The sequence below is a fragment of the Collimonas pratensis genome (assembly GCF_001584185.1).
Lineage (GTDB): Bacteria > Pseudomonadota > Gammaproteobacteria > Burkholderiales > Burkholderiaceae_D > Collimonas > Collimonas pratensis.
Genome location: NZ_CP013234.1, coordinates 5,172,700 through 5,199,657 on the forward strand (window position 1 = coordinate 5,172,700; position 26,958 = coordinate 5,199,657).

The following is a 26,958-nucleotide window of genomic DNA, read 5'->3' on the forward strand; positions in this document are numbered from 1 at the left end:
GCGATCAGTGTAGCAAGTCGTTACCATCGTGCAAAGCACGATTCTGGCGCTGCCGATATTCGGCATCCGGCATGGCGAGGAAGCAGCCCTCGTCATGCCGAACCAGTTATTACAGAGCAGCAGCCTTCAGCGCGGCAGCCTTGTCGGTGCGTTCCCAGGTGAATTCCGGCTCCTCGCGGCCAAAGTGACCGTAGGCGGCAGTTTTTTGATAGATCGGGCGCAACAGGTCGAGCATCTGCACGATGCCCTTCGGACGCAGGTCGAAGTGCTCCAGCACCAGCTGCGCCAGCTTTTCGTCGCTGATCTTGCCGGTGCCGAAAGTGGTCACCATCACCGAAGTCGGCTTGGCGATGCCGATCGCGTACGACACCTGGATCTGGCAGCGGGTCGCCAGGCCGGCGGCGACGATATTCTTCGCCACATAGCGGCCGGCATAGGCTGCCGAACGATCGACCTTGGAAGGATCCTTGCCGGAGAAAGCGCCGCCGCCGTGCGGTGCTGCACCGCCGTAGGTATCGACGATAATCTTGCGCCCGGTCAGGCCGCAGTCGCCTTGCGGGCCGCCGATGACGAAGCGGCCGGTCGGGTTGATCAGGTAGCGGGTGTTTTGCAGCCATTCCTTCGGCACCACCGGCTTGATGATTTCTTCGATCGCCGCTTCTTCAATCGCTTTGTGCTGCATCTCTGGCGCGTGCTGGGTCGACAGCACAACAGTATCGATCGCGACAGGAATGCCATCGACGTATTTCAATGTCACCTGCGATTTGGCGTCTGGACGCAGCCATGGCAGGCGGCCGTCCTTGCGCAATTGCGACTGGCGCTCGACGATCCGGTGCGCGTAGTAGATTGCGGCAGGCATCAGTTCCGGCGTTTCATCGCAAGCGTAACCGAACATCAGTCCCTGGTCGCCTGCGCCCTGGTCGAGATCGAGGCCCTTGCCTTCGTCCACGCCCTGGGCGATATCCGGTGATTGCTTGTCGTAGCCGACCAGCACCGAGCAGCTCTTGTAGTCGATGCCGTAGTCAGCATTGTCGTAGCCGATGCGTTTGATGGTTTCGCGCGCAACGGCGATGTAATCGACATTGGCGAAAGTGGTGACTTCACCAGCCAGTACTACCAGGCCGGTATTGCACAGGGTTTCGGCAGCGACCCGGGCGTGCGGATCCTGGGTAAAGATTGCATCGAGAATCGCATCGGAGATTTGATCCGCGACTTTATCGGGGTGACCTTCGGAAACGGATTCCGAGGTAAAGAGGTATTCATGTGCCATTGCAAGCTCCAACAAAAAACAAGTGGTGACCATGTCGCAGTCAAACCAGTTGAGCCTGCGACGCTTTAGCGAAATTTGTATTCCGCCTCGCAAGTTGTCTATTAACTCGGCGGATAATGCTGATTACTATATATTAAGATGATTCTGATAAGCAATCTATCTGCAACTCAGGGGCAACAGCGGCGCTGTTTGAATTGCAGACTATTGTGCTATTTTACGCCTCTTGAAAAAAATCAGCAAAATCCAGCCCCTTTTGGGCTATGTTTGGCTCTTTTAGGCCTCCGCTAATGCTCGTAACACTCTTTCGCCTGCTATCGAAACTCCCGTTATCTTTCCTGCACGCAATAGGCACGGCCGGCGGCTGGCTGGTCTATCTGCTCTCGTCTTCATATCGCCAGAAACTCAAAGAGAATCTGACGCGGGCCGGTTACCAGGCGCACCTGGCACAAGCGGTCAGCGAATCCGGAAAAAGCATGTTCGAGCTGCCGTTCATCTGGTGCGCCTCGCCGCAACGGGTGCTACGTACCGCCACCATCGAAAACTGGGAGCTGGCGCAGGCGGCGCTGGACGCCAAGACCGGCGTGATCTTCCTGACCCCGCATCTGGGCTGTTTTGAAATCATCGCCCAGGCCATCGCCGCCAAGACCTCGCTGACCGCGCTGTACCGGCCGCCGCGCAAAGCCGCCCTCAAGCCGCTCATCGAAGGCGCGCGCGGACGCCATAACCTGCTGCTGGCGCCGGCCAGCCTGGCCGGTGTGCGCACCCTGTTCAAGGCGCTCAAGAAAGGCCAGGCGATCGGCCTGCTGCCGGACCAGGTGCCGCAAAACGGCGAAGGCATATGGGCCGATTTCTTTGGCCGCCCGGCCTACACCATGACGCTGCCGGCCAAGCTGCAGCAGATGAGCGGCGCGCCGCTCATCCTTTCTTACGCCGAACGGCTGCCGTTCGGACGCGGCTATATGATCCGCTTTGTACCCTTCAAGGAAACCGAGGGCCACTCGACAGAGCAAAGAACGCTGGCGATCAACCAGGCGATGGAGCAACTGATCGCGCGCTGCCCGGCGCAATATATCTGGAGCTACAACCGCTACAAGACGCCGCCAGGAGTGGCGCCGGCAGCCGTCGCGCAGGAGCCACAGGCATGAGGGCCTTGCTGTGGCTCCTGTGGCTGGCGCATTTTTTACCGTTATGGATCCTGGGCCCGGTCGGTGAAGCGCTGGGTTCGCTGCTGTTCATCATCATGAAGCCGCGGCGCCATATCACCCTGACCAACCTGCGCCTGTGCTTTCCCGACATGCCCGAACAGGAAAGGGTAGCGCTGGCGCGCCGCCATTTCCAGGCTTACTCGCGCAGCGTGCTGGAACGCAGCGTGCTGTGGTGGGCTTCCGAAACGCGCTTGCGGCGCCTGATCAAGATCGAATCCGAACTGCCGCTCAGCACCTTGCAATCCGGCCCCACCATTTTGCTCTGTCCGCATTTCGTCTGCCTGGAAATTCCAGGTATTGCGCTGGTGCTGAATTCCTCGCTGTCGATCTGCACCATCTATACCCGCCAGCAGGACGCCGTAATCGATGCCGCGCTGCTGAAAGGACGCTCGCGCTTCCGTCCGGTCAAATTGTTTTCCCGCGAGCAGGGCGTCAAGCCCATCATCCGCGCCATGCGCGAGGGCTATCCGTTCATCATGTTGCCGGACATGGATTTCGGCATGAAAGACGCGGAATTCGTACCGTTTTTTGGCGTGCCGACCGCCACGCTGACAGCCACCGCCAGGATCGCCGCCGCCACCAAAGCCAATGTGGTGCCGATGATTGCAACTTTCCTGCCCGGCTACAAAGGCTGGAAGGTCACCTTTTATCCGGCCTGGGAGAACTATCCGGGCGATGACATGACAGAAGCCACCCGCCGCATGAACGCCTTCATCGAAGCCCGCATCCTGGAAGCGCCGGCCGAATATTTCTGGGCTCACAAACGTTTCAAGAGCCGGCCGCCGGGACAGGCCGATGTTTACACCGCCGCGGCGCCAGAGCAGAATTGAAACAGCGATGCAGCGGAACACGGTTTAATCGATAATAGCCTCATGAAACTCAAATTCACAAAAATGCATGGCGCCGGCAACGACTTTGTCGTGATCGACGCCATCAGCCAGCAGATCAACTTCACCGCGGCGCAATGGCAGCATCTTGGCGACCGCCGCTTTGGCGTCGGCGCCGACCAGATGCTGGTGGTGGAAAAATCGCCGGCGGAAGGCGTCGATTTTCGCTATCGCATCTATAACGCCGACGGCGGCGAAGTCGAGCAATGCGGCAACGGCGCCCGTGCCTTCGTCAAATTTGTTACCGACAAGGGCCTGACCAGCAAGCGCGCCATCCGCGTGGAAACCATGTCGGGCATCATCGAGCCGAGGCTGGAAGACGACGGCCGCATCACGGTCGACATGGGCGCGCCGATACTGACGACGGCCGCGGTGCCGTTCGACGCCGCCAACCTGGATAGCCGCACAGAGGGCGACGATGTCCTATGGCCACTGGAAATCCAAGGCAAGCAAGTCTGGATATCGGTGGTCTCGATGGGCAATCCGCATGCGGTGCAAGTGGTCGAGGACAGCGAAGCAGCGCCGGTCTTGATCGACGGACCGCTGATTGAACATCATCCGCGCTTCCCGAAACGGGTCAATGCCGGCTTCATGCAAGTGCTCGATCGCCATCACATCAAACTGCGTGTGTTCGAACGCGGCGCCGGCGAAACGCTGGCTTGCGGCACCGGCGCCTGCGCCGCGGTAGTCGCCGGCATCCGCCGCGGCCTGCTGGACACACCGGTGAAAGTCGAGACCCATGGCGGCGAATTGTCGATTGCCTGGGCCGGTGGTCAGCAGCCGGTCATGATGACTGGCCCTGCGGTCACCGTGTTCGAAGGCGAAATCGAGATCGCTGCCGTCGGCAATTAGATCTCGTCGTCGGCATCGCCGGCGGCGGCGACCGCAGCCTTGAAGCGGTACAGGCGCTGGCGGTAATTGCCCTCCGGGCCGTTTGGCCCACAATCCACGTCTTCAAACAAGCGCGCAATCCGGCTCAGTGCCTGACGCTCGTCGCCGGTCTGGATCTGGATCAGGCGCCGCTTGCTGCGCGCATAATGCACCCGGATGTCGACCACCAGGCAATGCCCGCAATCGGCCTGATTCAAATCCAGCAGCAAGGCTTCCGGCCGGCTCAAGCCAAAGATGGTCGCCAGTTCAATCCGCGCCGCCAGAAACGGATGGGCTTTGACCAGCTCGCGCGTCAGCTGCTGCCTGGCCGACTCGGCCCAGGCCGCCGGCGTGGCGCTGTCGGCAATCTTCGCCAGCAGATCGGCAGCTTCGCGGCTGCCTTGCGCCGCCGCCTTTTGCAGCCAATACACTGCACGGACATCGTTGGCGAGCTTTTCGCGGCGATTGCGCCAGGCGCTTAGGCCACATTCCAGCTGCGCCGCGCAATGCCCCATTTCAGCGGCATGCTCAAGGTGGCGCTGCATGTCGACCAGGTTGCGCTGCGAAAATTCAGACTTCAGATAGATCCGCGACAAGGCGTACCAAGCGTCCGCCAGACCGGCCTCTCCAGCCAGCGTCAGCCAGCGGATCGCCTTTTTATAGTTGGCCGAGCCGGTTCCCACCAGCAAGCGTTCGCCGTCGCTGTTCATGCGGGCATACCACAGGCCCAGCGCCAGCTGGGCTGCCTTGTCGTCGCCGAACGCTGCCAGCTCAAGAAACTGCTGCACTTCGGCAGCATCGAAGCTGGCGCTGTTCTGCAGCACCTGGGCGCAGCGCAGCAGGATCGACAGGTTTTCTTCGCCTAGCTGACGCGCCAGGGTTTCCGAAGGCACATTCAATTGCGCCAGGATGTCGGCATATTGCTCGGCCAGCGCCTTGGCCAGCGGCAGCGCTCTTTCCAGAAATACCGGCCAGTCAGCCTTTTCCCAGGCCAGTTGGGCCAGCGATTGCTGCGCCTGCGTGACGCCGGCGTCGGCGGCGCGGGCCGTCCATTTGAGGGTGGCGTCCTGCTCTGCCTGTGCGTCAGCCGGCTTGCGCGGCTGATTCGCGATAACGCGCTCGGCCGGGCTTTTCCTCTCGAGCAGGACCGGCGGCGCAATGTCGGCATGCTGGGCCAGCAGCCACTGGGCTTCGGCAACGCCGGCATTGGCCGCAGTTTCCAGCACCTTGATCACCTTCTCGCGCAATCCGGGCGATGCCTGTTGTATGGCCGCCTGGCTGTCGCCGGTCAGCACCAGTTGCGCCAGCACCAGCCCGGCCTGCATCAGGCCGGCGTCAAAAGCGCGTTCGTACCAGACGCAGAGATCGAGCGGATTGGCGGCAGCGCGCGCCACATCCAGCGGGATATGGCTGCCAATCAGCATCCAGGCTTCCGACTCTTGCTGCTGCGCGGCCCGATCCAGCCAATGCAGCGCCGTCGACAAGCTTTGCGGCAAACCGTTGCCGCCAAACAGATAGCGTTTTCCCAAGGCCAGTTGTGCCGGCCCCTGCCCGGCACGGGCAGCACGGATAATCGCCAAGTCTTCACGTTTAGCCATAAGCATCCACTATCAAAACGTAAATTATGCTTGATAAATACATTAAATTTTGTTTTTACAAAATTTTCACAAAATATGCATCTTTTGCACAACAATCAACCCGCCTCCTGGGATCCCTGCTTAGCGACAGTATTGAAATCCCTTCCAGGAAAAACAAGGATGGAATAATCCTACAAATTTACTTAAATGTCGTCAAAACCTACAAACTTCGCTCAATTAATCATAAATTGACTTCCGATAAGAATATTCTTCAGAATTTCGTAGTAAAAATACAACGAAACCGACGAATACTTATTGTTTCGACAAATTTATAAATCCGCAAGCAACCAAACTCCAGGCGAAACGAGTAAGTGCCTTTAAGGTTCAATCCTCCGACAAGACGTACGGATGCTTAACACCGTTTTCTATTTAAAGGACGTCAAATGAAAAAATCACTCATCGCACTGACAGTACTCGGCACCATCGCCGGTGCAGCACAAGCGCAAAGCTCGGTCACCATCTACGGTACCGTTGATGCTGGCGTTACTTTCTCCAACAACAATGTCCCAGCAGGCAACGTCGACGCCAACAGCCGCCTGGGCGGCAGCAAGTTCGGCGTCGGCTCCGGCAACATCGACACTTCCCGCATCGGCTTCAAGGGCGTGGAAGACCTGGGCGGCGGCCTGAAAGCCCTGTTCCAGCTGGAAGCAGGCTTCAATACCGACACCGGCGGCTTCGAACAAGACAAGTCCCTGTTTAACCGCAAATCGGTGGTTGGCCTGGGCGGCAACTTCGGTAGCGTCTTGCTGGGCCGTCAATCCGACGTCCTGGACGACTACGGCCATCAGTACACCTCGGTCAAGGATTTCGGCAATTTCGTCGGCAGCCCGCACGTCGGCGACCGCCTGGAAGGTTCGCGCACCCAGAATTCGATCCGTTATAACTCGCCAAGCTTCAGCGGCGTGACTGCCAGCGCCATCTACGGCTTCGGCGAAGAAGCCGGCGCCAACTCCAATGGCCAGGCTTTCGGCGGCGGCGTTGCTTACGACAATGGTCCTCTTGGTGCTTACCTAGGCTACTATCAGTCGAAGGCAGGCAAGAATTCCGCTGATACAGCGCCACTGTTCCAGCTGAACCCGGTTGCCGAAGGCGACACCATGAACAAGACCTTCAGTCTGGGCGCCAGCTATCAGGCTGGTCCAGCTCGCCTGTATGGCAACTGGTCGCGTATCAATGTTCCTGAGCAATACAAGCAGAACATTTTTGAACTGGGCACCGACTATGCCCTGACCGCCCCGCTGCACCTGCTGGCTTCGGTACAGCACACCCAGTACTCGCTGGATGGCAACACTGCCGGCAACAACTCCAAGCCGCAAGTCACCCAAGTCAATCTGGGCGCGGATTACTACCTGTCCAAGCGCACCGATCTGTACACCCTGGCTTCCTACGCCAAGGGCAAGAACGGTGCACCGGTCGGCAATTACTCGGCTCCTGCCGTGCAGAACGACGATGGCAAGAGCAACCAGGCGGCCGTTGCAATTGGCATCCGCCACAAGTTCTAATATGCGTTAGCCGCCTGGCGGCAAAGCTTGCTGTAGCATCAACTCCCGGACGGCGACGCCGTCCCGGGCTTTTACCAGCTTTGGCAAAAAGCCTGATACCAATTACGCAACATGCGTAATTGCCAAATTACCCATCCCGCAATATCTCAATTTGCGCTAGTCCGGGCCGCTGCAAGCGCTGCCCATGCCCTCCCCTGCCTGTCACAAAAATACAACACAATTAACAATCTTCTTCAATTTCGACCAATTTATAGCGCCACAGGAAACCAAACCGCCAGCATAGATGGCCAGACCCCTTAATGTTCATCCATCCGGCAAGATGTACGGATCCTTAAGACAGTTTTCTCAATAAAGGACGTCAAATGAAGAAATCACTAATCGCACTGGCCGTACTCGGCGCAATCGCAGGTGCAGCACAAGCTCAAACTTCCGTCACCATCTACGGTATCGTTGATACTGGTATCGTTTACGCAAACAAGGTTTCGACTGCAAACGGCGGTCCTAACGGCACATCGTCCGCGAACGGCAGCAAATTCTCCGTTAACTCCGGCATTATCCAAGGTTCGCGTCTGGGTTTCAAAGGCGTTGAAGATCTGGGCGGCGGTCTGAAGGCTCTGTTCCAATTGGAAGCTGGTTTCGCAAACGACACTGGCGCCCTGCAAGGCGACAAGGGTTCGACTAACCTGTTCCGTCGTAAATCGGTAGTCGGTTTGGGCGGCAACTTCGGTTCCGTTCTGCTGGGTCGTCAAACTGACATCCTGGACGACGTCAGCCAATGGACTTCGATTCAAGACTTCGGTGGTGTAACTGGTTCCGTCGGTCACAATCTGGACCGCTTGGAAGGTACACGTACTAACAACTCGATCCGTTACAACACACCAGACCTGTCCGGCTTCACCGGCAGCCTGATCTATGGTTTCGGCGAAACAGCAGGTCAAACTTCGAGCGGTCAATCGTTCGGTCTGGGCGGTCAGTACGCAAACGGCCCACTGGGTCTGTATGCTGCTTACTACCAATCGAAGCTGGGCAATACTCCAGCTGACGTGTCCCTGACCAACGGCACACAATTCGCTGGCAACGCTGGCGATACGGCCCTGAAGGTATTCAGCCTGGGCGCAAGCTACCAAGCTGGTCCTGCTCGCCTGTACGGTAACTGGTCGCGCGTCAAGCAGCCACTGGCTACTGCATGGAACGGCACAACTGCGCTGACCAGCGCTTCCGGTGCTCCGAACTTCTACAGCGTTGGTTCGGTCAACAACAGCAAGTCGGACATCTTCGAACTGGGCGTCAACTACGCTGTGACTGCTCCTCTGCACCTGCTGGGCAGCGTTCAGTACAACAAGCTGACTTTCGTTCCTGATGGCACTGGCCTGAACAGCAACGGCAAGCTGATCCAGTACAACCTGGGTACAGACTACTTCCTGTCCAAGCGTACCGACCTGTATGCATTCGCTTCGTACCTGCAAGCCAAGAACGCAGCTAACCCAGGCGTCTACGGCGATGGCACTGGTGGCACAGCCAACCAGACCGCCGTTGCAGTTGGTATCCGTCACAAGTTCTAATTTAAGTTGACCGAACCCGCAGCAGCAAGCGGGCCAGGTTACTTGAATCAAGATCTAAAAAGCCCACATGGTTCGCCATGTGGGCTTTTTTTATCGCCTGCCGCATTCTCCCGGGCGACTCTGCACGCGCCTGCGGTTGTCATACTGCCGCATAGCGGTGTACCCTAGGTCATTCTCTTTTTTACCTTCGACACACAGCACATGACCTCCTCCCTGGATCAAGACAGCGTTGCCCAATATCTGCTCGACTCGCCGCACTTCTTCGAAGAACACGCCGAACTGCTGGGCAAAATCCGCCTCAGCAGCCCACTGCTGGGGCGCGCCGTATCGTTGCAGGAACGGCAAATGGAAATACTGCGCGAGAAAATCAAGGTGCAAGACCTGCGGCTGGCGGACATGGTGCGCAATGCCCAGGAAAATGACGCCAGCGCCCAGAAACTGTTCGGCTGGGCGCGCAGCCTGCTGCTGGCGCGCAATGATGTCGATTTACCGCACACGCTGGTGGACGGCTTGCGCACCACTTTTGCCGTGCCACAGGCGACCCTGCGGCTGTGGGGCGTGGCGGCTTCCTATGCGCATACCTGGTTTGCAGCAGCGGCGTCCGAGGACGTCAAGATTTTTGCCAACGGCTTGAGCATGCCGTTCTGCGGCAGCAATAATGACTTTGAAGCCGCTTCCTGGCTGGAACAGGATGTGCAGTCGATCGCCATGCTGCCGCTGCGTAGCGGTTCGGCATCGTCGCCGACCTTCGGCCTGCTGGTGCTGGGTTCGCCCGATGCGCAACGCTTCAGCGCCGAGATGGCGACTGATTTTTTGGTGCAGATCGGCGAAACCGCCAGCGCTGCGCTAGCCTGCCTGCTCGAATAAGCGCGCGACGCCAATCGACGACACCCGTGGATGCCACCACCAACCAGTCCTACCTCAGCGGCTACCTGGATAGCCTGGCGGGCCAGCGCCAGTTATCCGCGCACACCATCAGCAACTACGCCCGCGACCTCAAGGAACTGGCCAGCCTGATGCAAGCGCTGGGCGCGCAGTGGGAATTTGCCGCGCTCAGCTATTTCCACATCCGCAAGTTTGCCGCCCAATTACACTCGCGCGGCTTAGGGGCGAGTTCCATTGCCCGCAAGCTGTCTGCCTGGCGCGGTTTTTTCGAATGGCTGGCGCAGCAGACCACGCTTGCCAGCAATCCGGTCGAAGGCGTCAAGGCGCCCAAACGCGCCAAGCCGCTGCCCAAGGCAATGGCCGCCGACGACGCCATCCACCTGGTCGCCAGCGGCAATCCGCTGGCCGATGCCGGCTCCAGCATGGCGCTGTGCAATCAGGCCATGTTCGAACTGCTGTACTCTAGCGGCTTGCGGGTTTCCGAGCTGGCCGGGCTCGATTTGCAGTACACGCGCCAGGCCGGCTATGAATCGGCCGGCTGGATCGACCTGGAAGGCGCCGAAGTGACTGTCACCGGCAAAGGCAGCAAGAAACGCAGCGTGCCGGTTGGCGGCCCCGCCATACGTGCTATCGCCGCCTGGCTGCCGCAGCGGCAGACGCTGCTGAAAAGCGATCAGGGCGAGCATGCCGCTGCGCTGTTCCTGACTGAACGCGGTAGCCGCATGTCGCCGCGCGTGATTCAATTGCGCCTGAAGCATCATGCCCAGGCGCTCGGCGTCGGCAGTAATGTCCATCCGCACATGTTGCGCCATTCATTCGCCTCACACATGCTGCAGGGCTCCGGCGATCTGCGTGCGGTGCAGGAGCTGCTGGGACATGCTTCGATCGCCGCTACCCAGGTCTACACCTCGCTGGATTTCCAGCGCCTGGCGCAGGTCTACGATGCCGCCCACCCGCGAGCAAAAAAAATCACCGGCAAGTGAAGACAAGCAGCGGACAAACCGCGCAAACGGGCCGTTTGCCGCAAATGCAACGGCAAAGATGCAACTGAATTGCATTTCAGGCATAATTGAATCCTTATTTATCCGGCCTCACACCATGAATCCTGGGCAAAAATCCAAACCCGTAACCGGCACCGCGACGGCAGCCGCAGCCAAGACAAGTCCCCGCCAGCAAGCTGCCGCCTTGGCCGAAGCGCAGCTGCGCGAGGTAGCCTTGCGCATTACGCCGGCCCGCATCAAGGTCTTGACCGCCTTGCTGGAAGCGCGCTGCGCCTTTTCGCATCAAGACATGCAGGATCAGTTCGTCGACATGGACCGGGTCACGCTGTACCGCGCGCTCGACTGCCTGACCGATGCCGGCCTGGCGCACAAGATTGCCGGCGACGACCGCGTGTTCCGCTACAGCGCCGGCGCCGAGCATGGCGATGGCGGCGCGCATGGCGACCCTGGCCATCATGCCCAGCATCAGCACGGGCATTTCAAATGCACGCGTTGCGCCAAGGTCTTTTGCCTGGACGGCAGCGGCGACGCCGGCTTCCTGGACAGCATACTGGCGCTCGGCGACAAGCATGCCGGCAGCAGCCCGGCAGCGCTGCGCAAGCAGCTGCAGCAAGCCTTGCAGGACACGCTGGGCAAAGGCTTCCAAGGCCATGAAATCGAATTGACGATCAAAGGCTGGTGCGCCGACTGCGTGCACTAGCCGGCGGCCTGGACCGCCATCTGCAAGCGCAGACAGCGGCCCCCGCTCAAACCCTCTCTCCTCTTACACTTCTCGAACCCGCCATGGCTCTTATTCCTACCACCATCCTGACCGGCTTTCTCGGCGCCGGCAAAACCACTTTGCTGAACCGCATCCTGCAGCAGCAGCACGGCCACAAGATTGCCGTGATTGAAAACGAGTTCGGCCAGGAAAATATCGATAACGAAATCCTGGTGCAAGACAGCACCGAGCAAATCGTTGAAATGAACAACGGCTGCATCTGCTGCACCGTGCGCGGCGACCTGATCGTCGCGCTGACCACGCTGGCGCGCCGCCGCAGCGTCGGCGAACTGAATTTTGACCGCGTCATCATTGAAACCACCGGCATGGCCAATCCAGGTCCGGTGGCGCAAACCTTCTTTGTCGATGACGAAGTAGCGATGCACTTCATGCTGGACGCCATTGTTACCGTGGTCGATGCAAAACACGCCATGATGCAGCTTGATCAACAGGAAGAAGCGCAGCGGCAGGTAGGTTTTGCCGACAAGCTGCTGCTCTCCAAAACCGATCTGGTGAGCCCGGCCGAAGCTGCTGCCCTGACCACCCGCCTGAAACGCATCAATCCGCGCGCGCCGGTCATTACCCTCGATTCGCTACATACGCCGATTGAAGAAATCCTGGATATCCGCGGCTTCAACCTGAACGCCAAGCTGGAAATCGATCCTGACTTTTTGGCAACGGAAGAACACGCCCACGAGCATAGCGGCGACGATTGCGACCATCCGTCCCATGCTCACGATCATGAGCACCATCGCCACGACCACCATCATGCCCACCATGACGATGAAATCGCCGCTTTTGTGTTCAAAAGCGAAAGACCTTTCGATACCGCCCGCCTGGATGAATTCCTCGGCAGCCTGGTGCAGGTATACGGACCGCGCATGTTGCGGTACAAAGGCGTATTGTTGATGGATGGCGCCGACCGCAAGGTGGTGTTTCAAGGAGTGCATCAGATCATGGGCAGCGACGTCGGCGGCAAATGGGATGAAAATGAAACACGTGGCAGCAAAATGGTCTTCATCGGCAAGAATCTGCCGAAAGACATCTTTATTCGCGGTCTGGAGCAATGTTTGGTATAAACTATGGCAGTTTTGCGCTGGGAAATCACTGGATAGCAGGCCAATAGCATCTTCCTTTGGCCGCTGATTAAGGGAGAGGACCATGAACCTGACCGACAAAAAGACCGCCGCCAAAGCAACGGTCTCGCAAGGGAAACTGACGTCATCAAGCAAAGCCCTGAAAACGGGCCAAGCCCCTGCTGTCGCCGGAAAAACTGCTGGCAGCGGCGCAAAATCAGCTGAAAAATCGGCCAAACTCTCCGCCGGGGCGCAACGAAAACCCGAAGCCCCTGCAGCAACCGCGACCAAGGCCGTAACCAAAGTTGCCAAACCCGTTCCCAAACCTGTTGTAAAATCCCTAGCCAAGAAATCATCGACTGCAACAAAATCCGATCCTGCAGCTGACAAGGAAAGGCGCAACGAGGCAACGCATAACGAAGTAACGCGTAAGGAAGTCACGCGTAAAACAGCGACCAGTAGTTCTGCTACAAAGAAACTGAGTTCACCAACGGCCAGATCCGGCGCCAGCAACACCCGCAGCAAGCCTGCAAGCGCCGGATCAACGGATAAAATTGAAAAAAACGTCGTATCGAAAGCAAGCGAAGTGGCTACTAAAACAACCAAACCAACCTCTGACATTCTGTTATCCGAAGAGCAAATCCTTAAGATGGGCGAAAAGGATTACATGAATGAGGCACAACTGGCGTTCTTCAAGGCGCGTTTGCAGCAGCTGGAAATCGACCTGCTCAAAAACGCCGGGGAAACCACCGAACATTTGCGTGAAACCGTCCTGGTGCCGGATCCTGCAGACCGCGCCACCATTGAAGAAGAACATGCCCTGGAACTGCGCACCCGTGACCGCGAGCGCAAATTGCTGAAAAAAGTGCAACAGTCGATCGCATCGATTGACGCTGGCGAATACGGCTGGTGCGAAGAAACTGGCGAACCGATCGGCATCCCGCGCTTGCTGGCGCGGCCGACCGCAACCCTGTCGCTGGAAGCGCAGCAACGGCGCGAACTGAAGCAAAAACTTTACGGCGACTGATCCTCGCCAGCGCTCCCGACAACACCGCAAGGACAATCCTTGCGGATAGTTTCCCTGTCTGCGGAGCGTGGTCCTGATACACCGCCGTTTGCTTTATCCAGCCCCTCCGATGCCAGCCCAGCCATCCCGCTCAAGACACCTCCGGCACGCAGTCCTGGCGCCGCTGCTGATGTTTACCGTCCTGTTCGCCCAATGGCTGGGATTGACGCATAGCATTGTCCATGCTGCCTGGGAAAATAAGGCGGAAACCCACCTGACGCACATCACGTCGGTGATTGAACGCGCCATCGAAGGTGGCGGCAAGGCGCATCATTCCTGCGCAGCGTTCGATGACGCCACCCTGGCGGCGACCATCTACTCGACGCCGCCAAGCTTGCCGCCATTGCCAGGCAAGCATCTGCTGGCGCTGTGGCAGGCATTCGCATCCTGGGATGCGCCGTTCACCTGCCATTTCTCCTCCCGCGCTCCACCCGGTTCCTGACAGGACGCCACTCCCGGCTTCGCTCCTCGCGAAGCGCCACTTCATTTATTGCCGTCGCCCAGGATCATGCCTGTGATTAGCCATGCGCTCGCGCATTGCTCACGCACCGATCCCGACGTCGACGGCCGTTACCTGTCTAGGAATCATCATGCTTGTCCAACGTACGCTGTTATCCAGCGCGGTTCTGTCCGCCCTGGCCGTTCTATCGTCTGCTGCCTCCGCCCAAAGCGACATCGTCGAGCAGGCCAGCGCCCTGCCGCCCATCGTCGTCAGCGCCAGCCCGCTCAACGCCAATCCCGATACCCAGATCCTGAGTCCGACCAAAGTCTTGTCGGGAGAAGAGCTGCGCAACAAGACCGGCACCTCGCTCGGCGACACCCTGGCGCAGGAACTCGGCGTCTCCGCATCGGGCTTCGGCGCCGGCGCTTCGCGCCCGGTGATCCGCGGCATGGGAGGCCCGCGCGTCAAGATCCTGCAGAACGGCATGTCGGTGGCGGACGTCTCCAGCTTGTCCGACGACCACGCCGTCGCCGCTGAAGCCGCACTGGCCCGCCAGATCGAAATTCTGCGCGGTCCCGCCGCCCTGTTGTACGGTTCCGGCGCCATCGGCGGCCTGGTCAATGTCGTCAACGACCGCATCCCGACCCATCTGCAAAAGGGCATCAGCGGTGAAACCGAGGCACGCTATGGCAGCGTCGACAATGGCAAAAGCACCTCTGTACTGCTGGAGGGGTCGACTGGGCCGATAGGCATGCATCTGGACGGCAACTGGCGCGATACCGGCAACTACAAAATCCCCGGCCACGCCGTCCAGAACGATCCCGCTTCCGCTTCAGGCCGGCTGCCGACCTCCTTTACCCACGCGACCAATCTCGGCGTCGGCGCCTCGTATATCGCGTCCTGGGGTCATCTCGGCGCATCGGTGGCAACCCTGGACGACCATTACGGCATTCCAACCGATGAAAAATCCTTCATCGACCTGCACCAGACCCGTTACGACATCGCCGGCCAGATCGATGAACCATTCAGCGGCTTGGAAAAACTCAGCTTCAAGCTGGGGCGCACCGATTACGGCCATACCGAGAAAGGCGAAGACGGCGCGGCGCACACGATTTTCTCCAACCAGTCGACCGAAACCCGGCTTGAACTCGCCCATAAGCCGCTAGCCGGCTGGCACGGCACGTTCGGCGTGCAAAGCGACGCCACCCGTTTCTCCTCGCTCGGGGCGGAAAGCAATATGCCCGACACGGTTCCTCAAACCAAATCCACCTCATTCGCCGCCTTCCTGGTCGAAGAGCGCGATTTCGGCCCGATCCTCGCTACCGCAGGCCTGCGCCTGGAATCGGTGAAGCGCCAACCCGATGCTGCGGCGCAGCTGGCCGAGCGTAAATTCAATCTGGCTTCGTACTCGATCGGCGGCCTGTGGCGTTTTGCTCCCGGCTACAGTTTCGGCCCGACGCTTTCCATCGCACAGCGCGCGCCTAGCGCGGAAGAACTGTATTCGCATGGTCCGCACGAAGCGACCGCCACTTTCGATATCGGCGATCCCGCCTTGAAAAAAGAAACCTCGCGCAACATCGAGCTCACCTTGCAGAAGACCGCGGGCCTGGTACGCTGGAAAGCCAACCTGTTCGAGAACCACGTGCGCAACTATGTGTATGGCCGCATGGGTGAAACCGCGGTGGATGAACACGACCACGGCGCCGCGGACGATCAAGACCATGATCATGATCACGGCGAATTCACGGAGCGGTTCTGGTCGCAGGCGGACGCCACTATCCGCGGCGCCGAAGCGGAGATCAGCTATAACCTGCGAGGCGAAGGCTTTTCGGTGCGCGGTTTTGCCGATACCTTGCGCGGCAAGCTGACCAACATGGGCAACCTGCCGCTGCAGCCGGCCAGCCGCTACGGCGTCGATCTCGGCTATGCACAGGGCGCATGGCGCAGCGGCCTCACCATCTTGCGCGCCCAGCGGCAAGACCGGCTGGCCACCTTCGAACACAGCGCCACGCCGGCCTACACCAAGGTCGATGCCAGCCTCTCATACACGCAATCATTAGCCAACATGAAGCTGACCTGGTTTGCCTTGGCCAAAAACCTGCTGAACCAGGACATCCGCCTGGCGACATCCGTCCTCAAGGATAGTGTCCCGCAGCCGGGCCGCAGCCTGGTGCTCGGGGTTCGCAGCAAATTCTAAGCTGCGGCAGCGGGATCGCGGGAACCGAATAGCTGACGCACTCAAGGCGTCAGCTATTGCGGTCTTGCCATCCCGCTGCACTGGGATCGCTGCGCAAGAATCGCTGTTTTTCATAGGCGACGTGCAAAAATCACAACATATTTATGTCATAACTTAGAGGGTTCCTGACATACTTCCTGGGTGGCTTTGTGTTACCTTTAGCAGTATCGATTGATCGTGCTTTTTTTTATCGGAAGCAGATAAAAGCAGGGGCAGTCTCAAAACAAAAATGCGGCCATGAAGATGGCAAAAGCATAGTCAAAAGCAATGATAAAAGCGCATCTGGAAATTCGCGGAATCGGTGCCCGGCCCGGCAACAAGCGGCCTTATCCGACAACCCGGTTTTCAATAAAATTACAGCTACTCATACAGCTTTAACAGCAACTAACTTTCAGGATTAACACGTGGGGATTTTCTCGCTCTTCGGCAAAAATAATCGTCCAAACGGTACGCGACCGGAGGATGACAAGTTACCAGCCGCGGCAGACAATCAGGCGCCGGTTCTGTTTGGCGAAAATCAGGAGCGGCTGGCCAACTCGACCACGCTGCGCGATGGTTCCGTGCGCAGCACGACCACCATGAAGATCGACGCGATCGAATCGGAGATGTCGTCCGAATTCGTACACCTGCCGTCGTCGCCGAAAGCGCTGGCGGACTCGGCCACGACGCCGCCGTCCACGCTAGGCTCGAACACCACTCAACTGACGCTGCCGGTGATGAGCCGGACCACGGAATACCTGGACGATCAGTCCAGGAGCGGCAGCATCGAGGTATCGGTGTCCGATACCCCGGAAGTAATTGAAGAAGCGGCAGTACTGTTCGCCAGCGATCAGAACGACATCGCCGAAGCCTTGCTGCTGAGTGCGATCAGCGAAGACAAACTCGGCTCTTCCACCCACATTGTCTGGTGGATGCTGCTGGATTTGTACCAGATCACCGGCAAGCAACAGGAGTTTGACAACCTCTCGGTCGATTTCGCCAACAAGTTTGAAACCTCGCCGCCGACCTGGATCGATATCATGACCCTCGATCCGCAGGCGAAAAACCAGGAAAAGACCGGCACCACACCCGCCGTGGCATTTTCCGGCAAGCTCGACGCCAACATCGGCAAGCAGCTTGAGCGCGCCCAGAAACTGAGCGTCACCCACCCGGCAGTGCGGCTGGAATTCACCCGCGTCAGCTCGGTCGATCCGATCGGCTGCGGCCTGCTACTGCGCATGTTGAAAAAACTGCAAAAATCCGGGCTCGATCTGGTCCTGGTCGGCGCCGATGAACTGGCCGACAAGATCCGCGAAATCCTGCTGGTCGGCCGCCGCGACGAAACCGCCGCGCCATGGCTGCTGTTGCTGGAAATCCTGCATCTGCTCAACCAGGAGCAAGCCTACGAAGACGCCAGCATCGATTATTCGATCACCTTCGAAGTATCGCCGCCACCGTTTGTCGCACCGCATTCCAAGATCATTACCGCCGCGGAAGAAGCGCCTGCCGTCAATCCGGCCAGCGCCAACAGCCTGCTCATGCCGATCCTGATCGAGGGCCGCACCGAAGAGCTGCTGACCAAGATCCAGACCCACGCCAACAGCCACAGCCCCGCAATCATGGATTGCTCGCGCCTGGTCAGGGTGGACTTCAGCGCCGCCGGAGAGCTGTTGAACGGGCTGGCCCAGCTTGCCAGCAACGGCAATGCCATCGAGTTCCACAGCGTCAATCATCTGGTGACCGCCTTGTTCAAAGTGATAGGCATACAGGAAATCGTCCGGGTAGTGTCGCGTAAAAATTGAGTTTTCAACAACACAGAACTCTACAGTAACAAAAAACCAACAGAAATTCGCCTCAGAGCAGCGCAATTCAGCGCTTGTAATCACGCCAGCCGTCCCCATTTTTTCGGAACAGTGTCAACTTATCGCTTGATATTGAATCACATGCAGCAAGGCCGCAGCATCCTGCGCCCTGCATGAGCGGTACCGTCCGCATTTTCTGAGGCTCGCAAAATGGAACAATTTCATGGCACCACCATCCTGTCAGTACGGCGCGGCAACAGCGTCGCCCTGGGCGGAGACGGTCAAGTAACGCTCGGCAATGTCGTAATGAAAGGCACTGCCCGCAAAGTACGCAAGCTGTATCAGGGCAAAGTGCTGGTCGGCTTCGCCGGCGGCACCGCCGATGCATTCACGCTGCTCGACCTTTTCGAATCAAAACTGGAAAAGCACCAGGGCAACCTGATGCGCGCCTCGGTCGACCTCGCCAAGGAATGGCGCACCGACCGCATGCTGCGCCGGCTGGAAGCCATGCTGCTGACTGCCGACCGCGAAACCACGCTGGTCATCACCGGTAACGGCGACGTGCTGGAGCCGACCGACGGCATCGGCGCGATCGGCTCCGGCGGCACCTTCGCCCAATCGGCTGCCAAGGCGCTGCAGGAAAATACCGAATTGACGCCGGCCGAGATCGTCAAGAAATCGCTGGTGATCGCCGGCGAGCTCTGCATCTATACCAACCAGTCGCACATCATCGAAACCCTCGACTAAGACTTCCTTCTGTGATGCGCAAGGGCCGCCGCCCGGATGAATGCCAGAGAGTGGCGAACTTGCGCACCCAGCTACCCAACACGGAAAAAACATGAACATGACGCCCCAAGAAATTGTTTCGGAACTGGACAAACACGTGGTCGGCCAGGATCGCGCCAAGCGCGCGGTGGCGATCGCCTTGCGCAACCGCTGGCGCCGGCAGCAGATCGCCGAGCCGCTGCGCCACGAAATCACGCCAAAAAACATCCTGATGATCGGCCCTACCGGCGTCGGCAAGACTGAAATCGCGCGCCGCCTGGCCAAGCTGGCCGATGCGCCGTTCATCAAGATCGAAGCTACCAAATTCACTGAAGTCGGCTATGTCGGACGCGATGTCGACACCATCATCCGCGACCTGATCGATATCGGCATCAAGCAAACCCGCGAAAGCGAGATGCGCAAGGTCCGAACCCGCGCGGAAGACGCTGCGGAAGACCGCATCATCGATATCCTGGTGCCGCCGGCACGCGATTTCGGCTTCCATCCTGAGCAAAGTTCCGGCGACGGCGACAACGCGGACAAGGGCAGCAATGGCAGCAATACCCGCCAGACCTTCCGCAAGCGGCTGCGCGAAGGCGCGCTCGACGACAAGGAAATAGAGATCGAACTGTCGGAGGCCGCCTCGCAAATGGAAATCATGGCGCCGCCGGGCATGGAAGAAATGACCGAGCAGATCAAGTCCATGTTTTCCGGGATGGGCAGCAACCGCAAGAAAAACCGCAAGATCAAGATCAAGGATGCGATGAAAGTCCTGATCGAAGAAGAAGCCGGCAAGCTGCTCAATGAAGATGAGCTGAAACAGAAAGCCATCAGCAATGTCGAGCAGAACGGCATCGTGTTCCTGGATGAGATAGACAAGATCGCCACCCGCTCGCAAAACGGCGGCGCCGATGTCTCGCGCGCCGGCGTGCAGCGCGACCTGCTGCCGCTGGTGGAAGGCACCACCGTCAACACCAAGTACGGCATGATCAAGACCGATCACATCCTGTTCATTGCCTCCGGCGCTTTCCATCTGGCCAAGCCGTCCGACCTGATCCCGGAACTGCAAGGACGCTTCCCGATCCGAGTCGAGCTCGATTCGCTCTCGATCAGCGATTTCGAAAGAATCATGACCGGCACCGACGCCTGCCTGACCAAGCAATACGAAGCGCTGCTGGCGACCGAAGGAGTCACCCTGGAATTTGCCAAGGAAGGCGTGCAGCGTCTGGCGGAAATCGCTTTTTCAGTCAATGAAAAGACCGAAAACATCGGTGCCCGCCGCTTGTACACGGTGATGGAAAAACTGCTGGAGGAAATCTCGTTTTCCGCTACCAACGCTAGCGAGAAAACCATGGTGATCGATGCAGCTTATGTCGATGAGCGCTTGGGCGCCCTGGTGGTGAATGAGGATTTGTCGCGCTACGTGCTGTAAGCCTGGCTAGGCGGCGTCGCTTTACCCGAACGGCCCATGCTCTCTGAAGCATGGGCCGTTTGCTTTATTTATCCTGCACCGGCACCGCCGGCTGTTCCGGCGGCAGATCCTGGTTAGGCGCAGGCGGTGGCTGCTGCATCTGTTGTTGCATGGGCTGGACTGGCGCCAGGATAGGCGAAGCTGTCCCCATCCCGCCTTTCGCGCGTACATCTTCCGGCAGCATCACCCGCTTCAGCACGCCGCCTTCCGACAGCAGCACATACGTGGAATGGACTTCTTTTATGCTGGTACCCGGCAGCAGCTCTTTGCCCTGGCGCACCGCTTGCGGCGGTTTGCCGTCGGCGCTGATGATGGCGACGCTTTCGCCGTCGCGCTTGGCGGCGACCACGCCCAACAATTGATAATTGCTGGCCACCGTCACCGTGCCGCGGCCACCGAACAGGCCGGCCGCCAGCGTCACATCCACCTGGGTATCCTCGGCCTGCGGCGGCGCGGTCACAGGCCGCAGCGGCGGCTTGATCAGCTGCATGACCCAATAGGCGGTGCAGGCGCACAGCAGCATGAACAGCAGCAGACTGACGACTTCAGGCAAGCGCTTGGTGTGCCGTCCCAGTTTTTTTGTTATCGGTAGCTTCACATTGATTCCTAATATCCCTAATGGACTAACTGGTTGATTTCAATAATCGGCATCAGCACAGCCAGCACAATCAGCAACACCACCACCCCCATCGCCAGGATCAGGGCCGGCTCCAGCAGACCGGCGATGGTCATGGCGCGCCGCTCCAGATCCTGTTCCTGGGCGCTGGCGGCGCGTTCCAGCATGGCCGGCAGTTCGCCGGTGACTTCGCCGGCGCGTATCATGTGGATCAGCATCGGCGGAAAATGCTTGTGCGCGGCCAGTGCGCGCGCCAGGCCAACGCCTTCGCGCACGCTGGTGGCGGCAGTATCGACCTGCTGTCGCATGGCGACATTCGACAAGGTGTCGCGGCTGGTCTGCAGCGCTTTCAGGATCGGCACACCGGAGCCGGTGGTAATCGCCAGGGTGCTGGCGAAACGGGCGGTATTCAGGCTGCGCTCGAACTTGCCGTACAAGGGTGCAACCAGCAGCCAGGTATGCCAGCGCATCTTGGTAGCGGGATTCTTGAGCGCGGTGCGCCAGGCGTAGAACAGCGCGATCACCACGATGAGGACGATCCAGCCATAGTTGCGGACAAAATCCGAAGTCGCGAGCATGACGACTGTCAGCATCGGCAATTTCTGCTTGGTGTTGGCAAACACCGAGACGATCTGCGGCACCACATAGGTCAGCAGGAAGATCACGATGACGAACGCCACCACGGTCACGATGGCCGGATAGGTGAAAGCCAGCTTGACCTTTTGCACCAGCGAATTACGCCGTTCGATGTAGTCGGCCAGGCGCGACAGCACCCGCGACAGCTGGCCGATCTGTTCGCCTGACGCCACCAATGCCCGGTAGATCTCGGCGAAATCGCGCGGATGGCCAGCCAGCGCGCTGGACAGGGAGGCGCCGCCCATCACTTCGGAGCGGATCGAGGCGATCAGGTCGCGCTGGTAATTGCGCTCGGACTGTTCTAGCAAGGCCGTCAGGGCCTGCTCCAGCGGCAGGCTGGCCTCCAGCAGGCTGGCCAGCTGGCGCGTAAACAAGGCGATCTCCACCGTCGACAAGTGTTCGCCAAAGCCGCGCCGCTGGGTATTGCCGGCGGCGTCCACCTGCTGCGCGATGATGTCGACCGTAATCGGCAGCAAACCCTGGGCGCGCAGATCGGCCCGCGCCGCCTTGGCGCTATCCGCATTCACCACGCCCTTGGTGGTGCTGCCGCTGGTATCTACCGCTTCGTAACGAAATGCTGGCACTCTGCTCCTCGCTTATATGTTGGCTTACTCTTTGGCTTACTCTTTAGTCACGCGCAGCAACTCGGCTTGCGTGGTCACGCCTTCGGTCAGCCAGCGCTCACCGTCCTGGCGCATGGTACGCATGCCATTACGCTGCGCCACTTGCTGGATTTCGGCTTCGGAAGCCCGGTTATGAATCTGCGCGGTGATCTCGTCGGTAGTCAGCAGCAACTCATAGACGCCGACCCGGCCGTGGTAACCGGTGTGGCCGCATTGCTCGCAGCCGACCGCATGCCACATCTGGCCATCGTGGCGGCGGCAATGGACGCACAGCTTGCGCACCAGCCGCTGCGCCACCACGCCCAGCAGGGAAGACGACAGCAGGAAGGGTTCGATTCCCATGTCCAGCAAGCGCGTCACGGCAGCGGCCGAATCGTTGGTATGCAGGGTCGCCAGCACCAAGTGGCCGGTCAGCGACGCCTGCACTGCAATCTGCGCGGTTTCCAGATCGCGGATTTCACCGATCATGATGACGTCCGGGTCCTGGCGCAAAATTGCTCGCAATGCCTTGGCAAACGTCATCTCGATGCGCGCATTGACCTGTGTCTGGCCGACCCCGGCCAGTTCATACTCGATCGGATCTTCCACCGTCAGGATGTTGGTGCTGCTGGTATTCAGGCGCGACAGCGCGGCGTACAGCGTGGTGGTCTTGCCGGAGCCGGTCGGCCCGGTGACCAGCACGATGCCGTGCGGCTGTGCGATCAGGCGGTCGAACTGCGGCAGCACGTCCGGGCTCATGCCCAGATGCTGCAAATCCAGGCGCCCGGCCTCCTTGTCCAGCAAACGCAGCACGGCGCGTTCACCGTGGCCGGTCGGCAGCGTGGAAACGCGCACGTCGACCGGTTTGCCGCCGACCCGCAAGGTGATGCGACCATCCTGCGGCAAGCGCTTTTCGGCGATGTCGAGTTGCGCCATGATCTTGATGCGCGAAATCAGCGAAGCGTGCACGGCTTTCTTTGGCCGCACCACGTCGCGCAAGCTGCCGTCGATACGGAAGCGCACCACCGAGATCTGCTCGAACGGTTCGATATGGATATCTGAAGCGCCTTCGCGCAGGGCCTGCGTCAGTAACACGTTGATCATGCGGATCACCGGCGCATCGTCGGACGACTCCAGCAGATCTTCGATGGCCGGCATGTCTTGCATCAGCTTGGCAAGGTCGAGATCAGATTCGAACTCGTCCACCACCTGCGCTGCGTCGCCGCCGGAACCGGCATAGGCGGCGGCGATCGCCGCCTCCAGTTCATCGCGCGAAAACTTGCGGAACTTGATGCGGCCGAAACGGCGGCTGACTTCAGCGATCGCGCTCGGCTGGGTGGCGTCGGAGATCCACAGCTCCACAGGATTGTCGGCGCCGTTGGCATCTTCGGTACGCTGCGCCAGCAACGAAAAATTGCGGGCGAAGGCGTAGGGAAGCAGGCGCGTATCGGTCATTCTCTGATCGCTCATGGCGTTCTGTCGTTCAGGAAACCCGGGGCTGGCGAAACCTGCGGCTTGGCTGGCAGCAGCATCGGCATCTGCTGCTGGTCTGGCGTCGGCTGCTCGGGCGCATCCGGCACGTTCTTGCTCTTGCGCAGATCGATGAACGGGCCGCCGTCTTCCAGCTTGGACGATACAGATGGACCGAAATCGGTCAACACCGACTTGCCCGGCTGCACGCGGATTTGCTGGTCGCGCATGTAATCATAGCGATCCACACTCAGGTTAGTGCCAGTCTGTTTGTCGCGCACAATCGTCGGGCGCAGGAAGATCATCAGATTGGTTTTATTGCGCGAGCCGGACTGGTATTTGAACAGATTGCCGATAAACGGCAAGTCGCCCAGCAACGGGACTTTTTGTATGCTGTTCGCATTGTCATCGCCGATCAAGCCTCCAAGTGCAATGATCTGGCCATCGTCAATCACGACATTGGTATCCAGCGAGCGCTTGGTGGTGGTAGGTCCGTTGGAATTGTTAGCGGTGCCGGCGACAACCGCAGAAACTTCTTGCGATATCTCCAGCCGCACCGTGCCGCCTTCCGAGATATGCGGCTTGATCTTCAAGGCGGTGCCGACGTCCTTGCGATCAACCGTGGTAAACGGATTGGTGGTCGTATTGCCCCCCGTGGTGGCGTATGAGCCTGTGACGAAAGGCACGTTCTGGCCAACGATGATTTTCGCTTCTTCGTTGTCCAGCGTCAGCAGATTCGGCATCGACAGCACATTGCTGCCGGTGGTAGCGTTCAACGCGCTGGCCAAAGCGCCGAGGCCGATTTTTCCGGCGATCTGGCGGAATATGCCAAGCTGCAAACCGCTGCCGACACTCGGTACGGAGGTGGTAGTGCCAGTATTGATAGCTTGGCCAAGCGCCGTGTTGAACAGGTTGCTACCGACGAGACCGGTGTTGGTGCCGGTGAAGCCAGTGCCGCCGCCGACCCGGTAAGCACTGTTCTTGTCGCCGCTCAAGGCCAGCCACTGCACCCCGATCTCGCTTGCCGCACTGTCGTTGACTTCGACGATCAGGGCTTCCACATAGACTTGCGCGCGGCGGGTATCGAGCTGGTCGATGACGCCGCGGATATTACGGTAGACCGGCTCACTGGCGGTGATGATCAAGGTATTGGTGCTATCGTCGGCCTGGATAAAGCCGGCGGCGCCGCTACCGCTGCCGCCACCGCCTCCGGACGATTGCGAGGAATTGTCCTGCGGCGTCTGCGACTGCGGCGTGGTCGAATTGCCGGAACCCAGCGCGCCGCCGCCGCTGGCGCCTTGCAGCATGCCGCCCGAACCGCCGCTGGAACTCTTGCTGGACGAGCTGGAAGTCGGCAGCGAGGTGTCATTCGAAACAATCGCGCGCAAGGTCTTGGCCAGTTTCACCGCATCGGCATTCTTCAGATACACCACGTGGACATTGCCGGCGTTGGTGGTCGGCTGATCCAGCTTGGCAATCAGCGATTTGGCCAGGTTGGCGCGGCCGGCGGACGGCGCCCGTATCACCACCGAATTGGTGCGGGAATCCGCCATGATGATGGTGCGCGCGCTGTCGCTGGCGCCCGGCGCCGCCGAACCGGCGTCCAGCAGCTTGCTCGCCATCACGGCGATATCGCTGGCCACCGCGTAGCGGACCGGTATTACATCCAGGTCATTGACTGCCGGCACATCCAGCGCGGCAATCATTTTGCCCAGGCGCTGCAGGTTTTCCGCGTAGTCGGTCACCACCAGGGTGTTGTTGCCCGGGTTGGCGTTGATCGTGTTGTTCGGCGAAATCAATGGCCGCAGCACCGGCAGGATATTGGTGGCCGACTCATAGTTCAGGGAAAAAATCTGTGTTGCGATCTGGTCGCCACGGACACTGGCAGGACGGGTTGGCGCCACCTGCAGCTTGGCGTCGGCTTCCGGCACGACCTTGACGAAACCATCGCCGCGCACCACAGCATAGCCTTGCAGACGTAAAGTGGAGGCCAGCAGGTCAAAGGCCTGGGTCTTGCTCACCGGCTTTTCAGAAACCAGGTTGATGGTGCCCTTGACGCGCGGATCGACAATGAAAGTCGTGTTGGTATATTGGCCAACCGCCTTGATCACTGATTCGATGTCGGCGCCGACAAAATTCATCACCGCCTGGCCGTTCGTTCCTTCGGTGCTGGCACCCAAGGGGGCAGTGCCCAGCACCGGCTGCGCATTGGCAGCTAGCGGGATGCCGGCGGCGCAGGTCAGCAAGGCGATGGCGGCGGCGTAGCGCCAGGAACTGCGCGCCGCCAAATGCAAATGAGGGGTTTCGCATGTCGACGCAGTGGTGTTCGCAGTTGTGTTCGCAGTTGCGTTGATTAGTGCGAGATACATTTTATCTTTCATGATTTAAACTCTAGTCCGATAACATTTCTGCCATTCATCTGGCGCCGTTGGCCGAGCAGGCTCAGTAAAGTAGCCAACTTTTCCTCTTGTCCCACCGCTGCTTCCGCGGTCCCCGAAAACTGAAAATGACCGTTTTGCAGTTTGCCGCTGCCATTCAACAACATCGCGCCGCCCAATGTGGTCAGCGTCATCGCCGCCTGCGTCCCCTGCCAGTCGAGCCGCATGCGATAGCTGCCCAGCGGCTTGACCGGCGACAGCCGCGACGCCATCGCCAGCAGATCCAGCGTCATCACGCCATGCAGCGCAACCCCGTCGGCATTGCCCACCTTGGTCCGCGCCAGTGTCAGCTGCTGCCAGCCCAGCTGCATCTTGCCCGACGGCTGCAAGGTATTCAACGGCGCACCCAATGCCGACAAACGCTCCGCCGGCAACAGCATGCTGGACGGACTGACCGTCCATTCGCTCCAGCTGCCGCTGATACTCACTGTGTTCGACAGCACTTGCGCATTCTCCAGCTTTGCATCAAGCCGTCCCAGCAACACCAGCGGCGACAAATGCCAGGAAAAACGGCCCGGCAGCAGCGCTGCCACTGCATCCTTGCCGCTAGGCGCGGCGCCGATGAAAGCCGAACCCTGCCACAACGATCCCTGCGCATCGCCCAGCGTCAGACGGCCGCCGGTACGGCTTTCCAGCAACGGCGCCAGCCACGCCGCCGGCAAGAAAGCCAGTACCGTGATCACTGCACTTAACCCCGCCGCCACCAGCCATATCAATACTCTGCCTAGTCTGCGCATCGCCGTCCTGCAATCCGGAACTGCGGCGCCGGCGGCATCCCGC

Annotated in this window: 22 protein-coding genes; 15 read left to right on the plus strand and 7 right to left on the minus strand. The window is 59.5% G+C overall.

Features of this window, described 5'->3' with window-relative positions:
• Window positions 1–109: 109 nt before the first annotated feature.
• Window positions 110–1,270, minus strand: coding sequence for a methionine adenosyltransferase (gene metK / locus CPter91_RS23015; protein WP_061944715.1), 1,161 nt, complete (start codon window positions 1,268–1,270; stop codon window positions 110–112).
• Between the two features lie 287 nt (window positions 1,271–1,557).
• Between metK and CPter91_RS23020 the strand changes: the two genes are divergently transcribed.
• The 3 genes from CPter91_RS23020 to dapF are packed head-to-tail and all read left to right on the plus strand — an operon-like array spanning window position 1,558 to window position 4,214.
• Window positions 1,558–2,415, plus strand: coding sequence for a lysophospholipid acyltransferase family protein (locus CPter91_RS23020; protein WP_061944718.1), 858 nt, complete (start codon window positions 1,558–1,560; stop codon window positions 2,413–2,415).
• Complete coding sequence (locus tag CPter91_RS23025; protein ID WP_061944720.1) at window positions 2,412–3,305, plus strand: LpxL/LpxP family acyltransferase; 894 nt, start codon at window positions 2,412–2,414, stop codon at window positions 3,303–3,305. The genes CPter91_RS23020 and CPter91_RS23025 overlap by 4 nt, the downstream gene beginning before the upstream one ends.
• Before the next feature lie 42 nt (window positions 3,306–3,347).
• Window positions 3,348–4,214 carry a diaminopimelate epimerase gene (gene dapF / locus CPter91_RS23030; RefSeq protein WP_061944723.1) on the plus strand — a complete coding sequence of 289 codons (867 nt, stop codon included), beginning with the start codon at window positions 3,348–3,350 and terminating at the stop codon, window positions 4,212–4,214.
• Here the strand turns inward: dapF and CPter91_RS23035 are convergent.
• The gene (locus CPter91_RS23035) at window positions 4,211–5,830 is read right to left on the minus strand and encodes a tetratricopeptide repeat protein (RefSeq protein ID WP_061944725.1); all 1,620 of its coding nucleotides are present in this window, start codon (window positions 5,828–5,830) and stop codon (window positions 4,211–4,213) included. The two genes, dapF and CPter91_RS23035, sit on opposite strands and share 4 nt — an antisense overlap.
• Window positions 5,831–6,252: 422 nt before the next feature.
• Between CPter91_RS23035 and CPter91_RS23040 the strand changes: the two genes are divergently transcribed.
• The 12 genes from CPter91_RS23040 (at window position 6,253) to hslU (ending at window position 20,377) form a co-directional block, all read left to right on the plus strand.
• Window positions 6,253–7,371 (plus strand): porin, encoded by a 1,119-nt coding sequence (locus CPter91_RS23040; protein WP_061944727.1) that lies wholly within the window; start codon window positions 6,253–6,255, stop codon window positions 7,369–7,371.
• 362 nt (window positions 7,372–7,733) lie between these two features.
• Window positions 7,734–8,933 carry a porin gene (locus CPter91_RS23045; RefSeq protein WP_061944729.1) on the plus strand — a complete coding sequence of 400 codons (1,200 nt, stop codon included), beginning with the start codon at window positions 7,734–7,736 and terminating at the stop codon, window positions 8,931–8,933.
• 201 nt (window positions 8,934–9,134) lie between these two features.
• The gene (locus CPter91_RS23050) at window positions 9,135–9,800 is read left to right on the plus strand and encodes a DUF484 family protein (RefSeq protein ID WP_061944732.1); all 666 of its coding nucleotides are present in this window, start codon (window positions 9,135–9,137) and stop codon (window positions 9,798–9,800) included.
• Between the two features lie 26 nt (window positions 9,801–9,826).
• On the plus strand, window positions 9,827–10,801 hold the full coding sequence (gene xerC, locus CPter91_RS23055; protein ID WP_061944735.1) for a tyrosine recombinase XerC: 975 nt from the start codon (window positions 9,827–9,829) through the stop codon (window positions 10,799–10,801).
• 115 nt (window positions 10,802–10,916) lie between these two features.
• Complete coding sequence (locus CPter91_RS23060; protein WP_061944738.1) at window positions 10,917–11,519, plus strand: Fur family transcriptional regulator; 603 nt, start codon at window positions 10,917–10,919, stop codon at window positions 11,517–11,519.
• 83 nt (window positions 11,520–11,602) lie between these two features.
• Complete coding sequence (locus CPter91_RS23065) at window positions 11,603–12,658, plus strand: CobW family GTP-binding protein (RefSeq protein WP_061944740.1); 1,056 nt, start codon at window positions 11,603–11,605, stop codon at window positions 12,656–12,658.
• Between the two features lie 619 nt (window positions 12,659–13,277).
• Window positions 13,278–13,682 (plus strand): RNA polymerase-binding protein DksA, encoded by a 405-nt coding sequence (dksA, locus tag CPter91_RS27640; protein ID WP_061946557.1) that lies wholly within the window; start codon window positions 13,278–13,280, stop codon window positions 13,680–13,682.
• Between the two features lie 169 nt (window positions 13,683–13,851).
• Window positions 13,852–14,163 (plus strand): hypothetical protein, encoded by a 312-nt coding sequence (locus CPter91_RS23075; protein ID WP_061944743.1) that lies wholly within the window; start codon window positions 13,852–13,854, stop codon window positions 14,161–14,163.
• Window positions 14,164–14,311: 148 nt separating this feature from the next.
• Entirely contained in the window at window positions 14,312–16,360 is a 2,049-nt protein-coding gene (locus CPter91_RS23080) for a TonB-dependent receptor (protein WP_061944745.1), read from the plus strand.
• A 443-nt stretch (window positions 16,361–16,803) separates the two neighbouring features.
• The gene (locus CPter91_RS23085; RefSeq protein ID WP_061944749.1) at window positions 16,804–18,180 is read left to right on the plus strand and encodes an STAS domain-containing protein; all 1,377 of its coding nucleotides are present in this window, start codon (window positions 16,804–16,806) and stop codon (window positions 18,178–18,180) included.
• Window positions 18,181–18,390: 210 nt separating this feature from the next.
• On the plus strand, window positions 18,391–18,927 hold the full coding sequence (hslV, locus tag CPter91_RS23090) for an ATP-dependent protease subunit HslV (protein ID WP_038493529.1): 537 nt from the start codon (window positions 18,391–18,393) through the stop codon (window positions 18,925–18,927).
• Window positions 18,928–19,018: 91 nt separating this feature from the next.
• Window positions 19,019–20,377 carry an ATP-dependent protease ATPase subunit HslU gene (gene hslU, locus CPter91_RS23095; protein ID WP_061944752.1) on the plus strand — a complete coding sequence of 453 codons (1,359 nt, stop codon included), beginning with the start codon at window positions 19,019–19,021 and terminating at the stop codon, window positions 20,375–20,377.
• Window positions 20,378–20,441: 64 nt separating this feature from the next.
• Here the strand turns inward: hslU and CPter91_RS23100 are convergent, their stop codons facing one another.
• The 5 genes from CPter91_RS23100 to CPter91_RS23120 are packed head-to-tail and all read right to left on the minus strand — an operon-like array spanning window position 20,442 to window position 26,915.
• Entirely contained in the window at window positions 20,442–21,014 is a 573-nt protein-coding gene (locus tag CPter91_RS23100) for a type II secretion system protein N (protein ID WP_150119795.1), read from the minus strand.
• Between the two features lie 17 nt (window positions 21,015–21,031).
• Window positions 21,032–22,252 (minus strand): type II secretion system inner membrane protein GspF, encoded by a 1,221-nt coding sequence (gene gspF / locus CPter91_RS23105; RefSeq protein ID WP_061944755.1) that lies wholly within the window; start codon window positions 22,250–22,252, stop codon window positions 21,032–21,034.
• 36 nt (window positions 22,253–22,288) lie between these two features.
• Entirely contained in the window at window positions 22,289–23,740 is a 1,452-nt protein-coding gene (gspE, locus tag CPter91_RS23110; protein ID WP_197481612.1) for a type II secretion system ATPase GspE, read from the minus strand.
• The gene (gene gspD / locus CPter91_RS23115) at window positions 23,737–26,109 is read right to left on the minus strand and encodes a type II secretion system secretin GspD (RefSeq protein WP_236905891.1); all 2,373 of its coding nucleotides are present in this window, start codon (window positions 26,107–26,109) and stop codon (window positions 23,737–23,739) included. Before gspD ends, gspE begins: the two co-directional genes overlap by 4 nt.
• An 8-nt stretch (window positions 26,110–26,117) precedes the next feature.
• The gene (locus CPter91_RS23120; RefSeq protein WP_061944763.1) at window positions 26,118–26,915 is read right to left on the minus strand and encodes a type II secretion system protein N; all 798 of its coding nucleotides are present in this window, start codon (window positions 26,913–26,915) and stop codon (window positions 26,118–26,120) included.
• Between the last annotated feature and the right edge of the window lie 43 nt (window positions 26,916–26,958).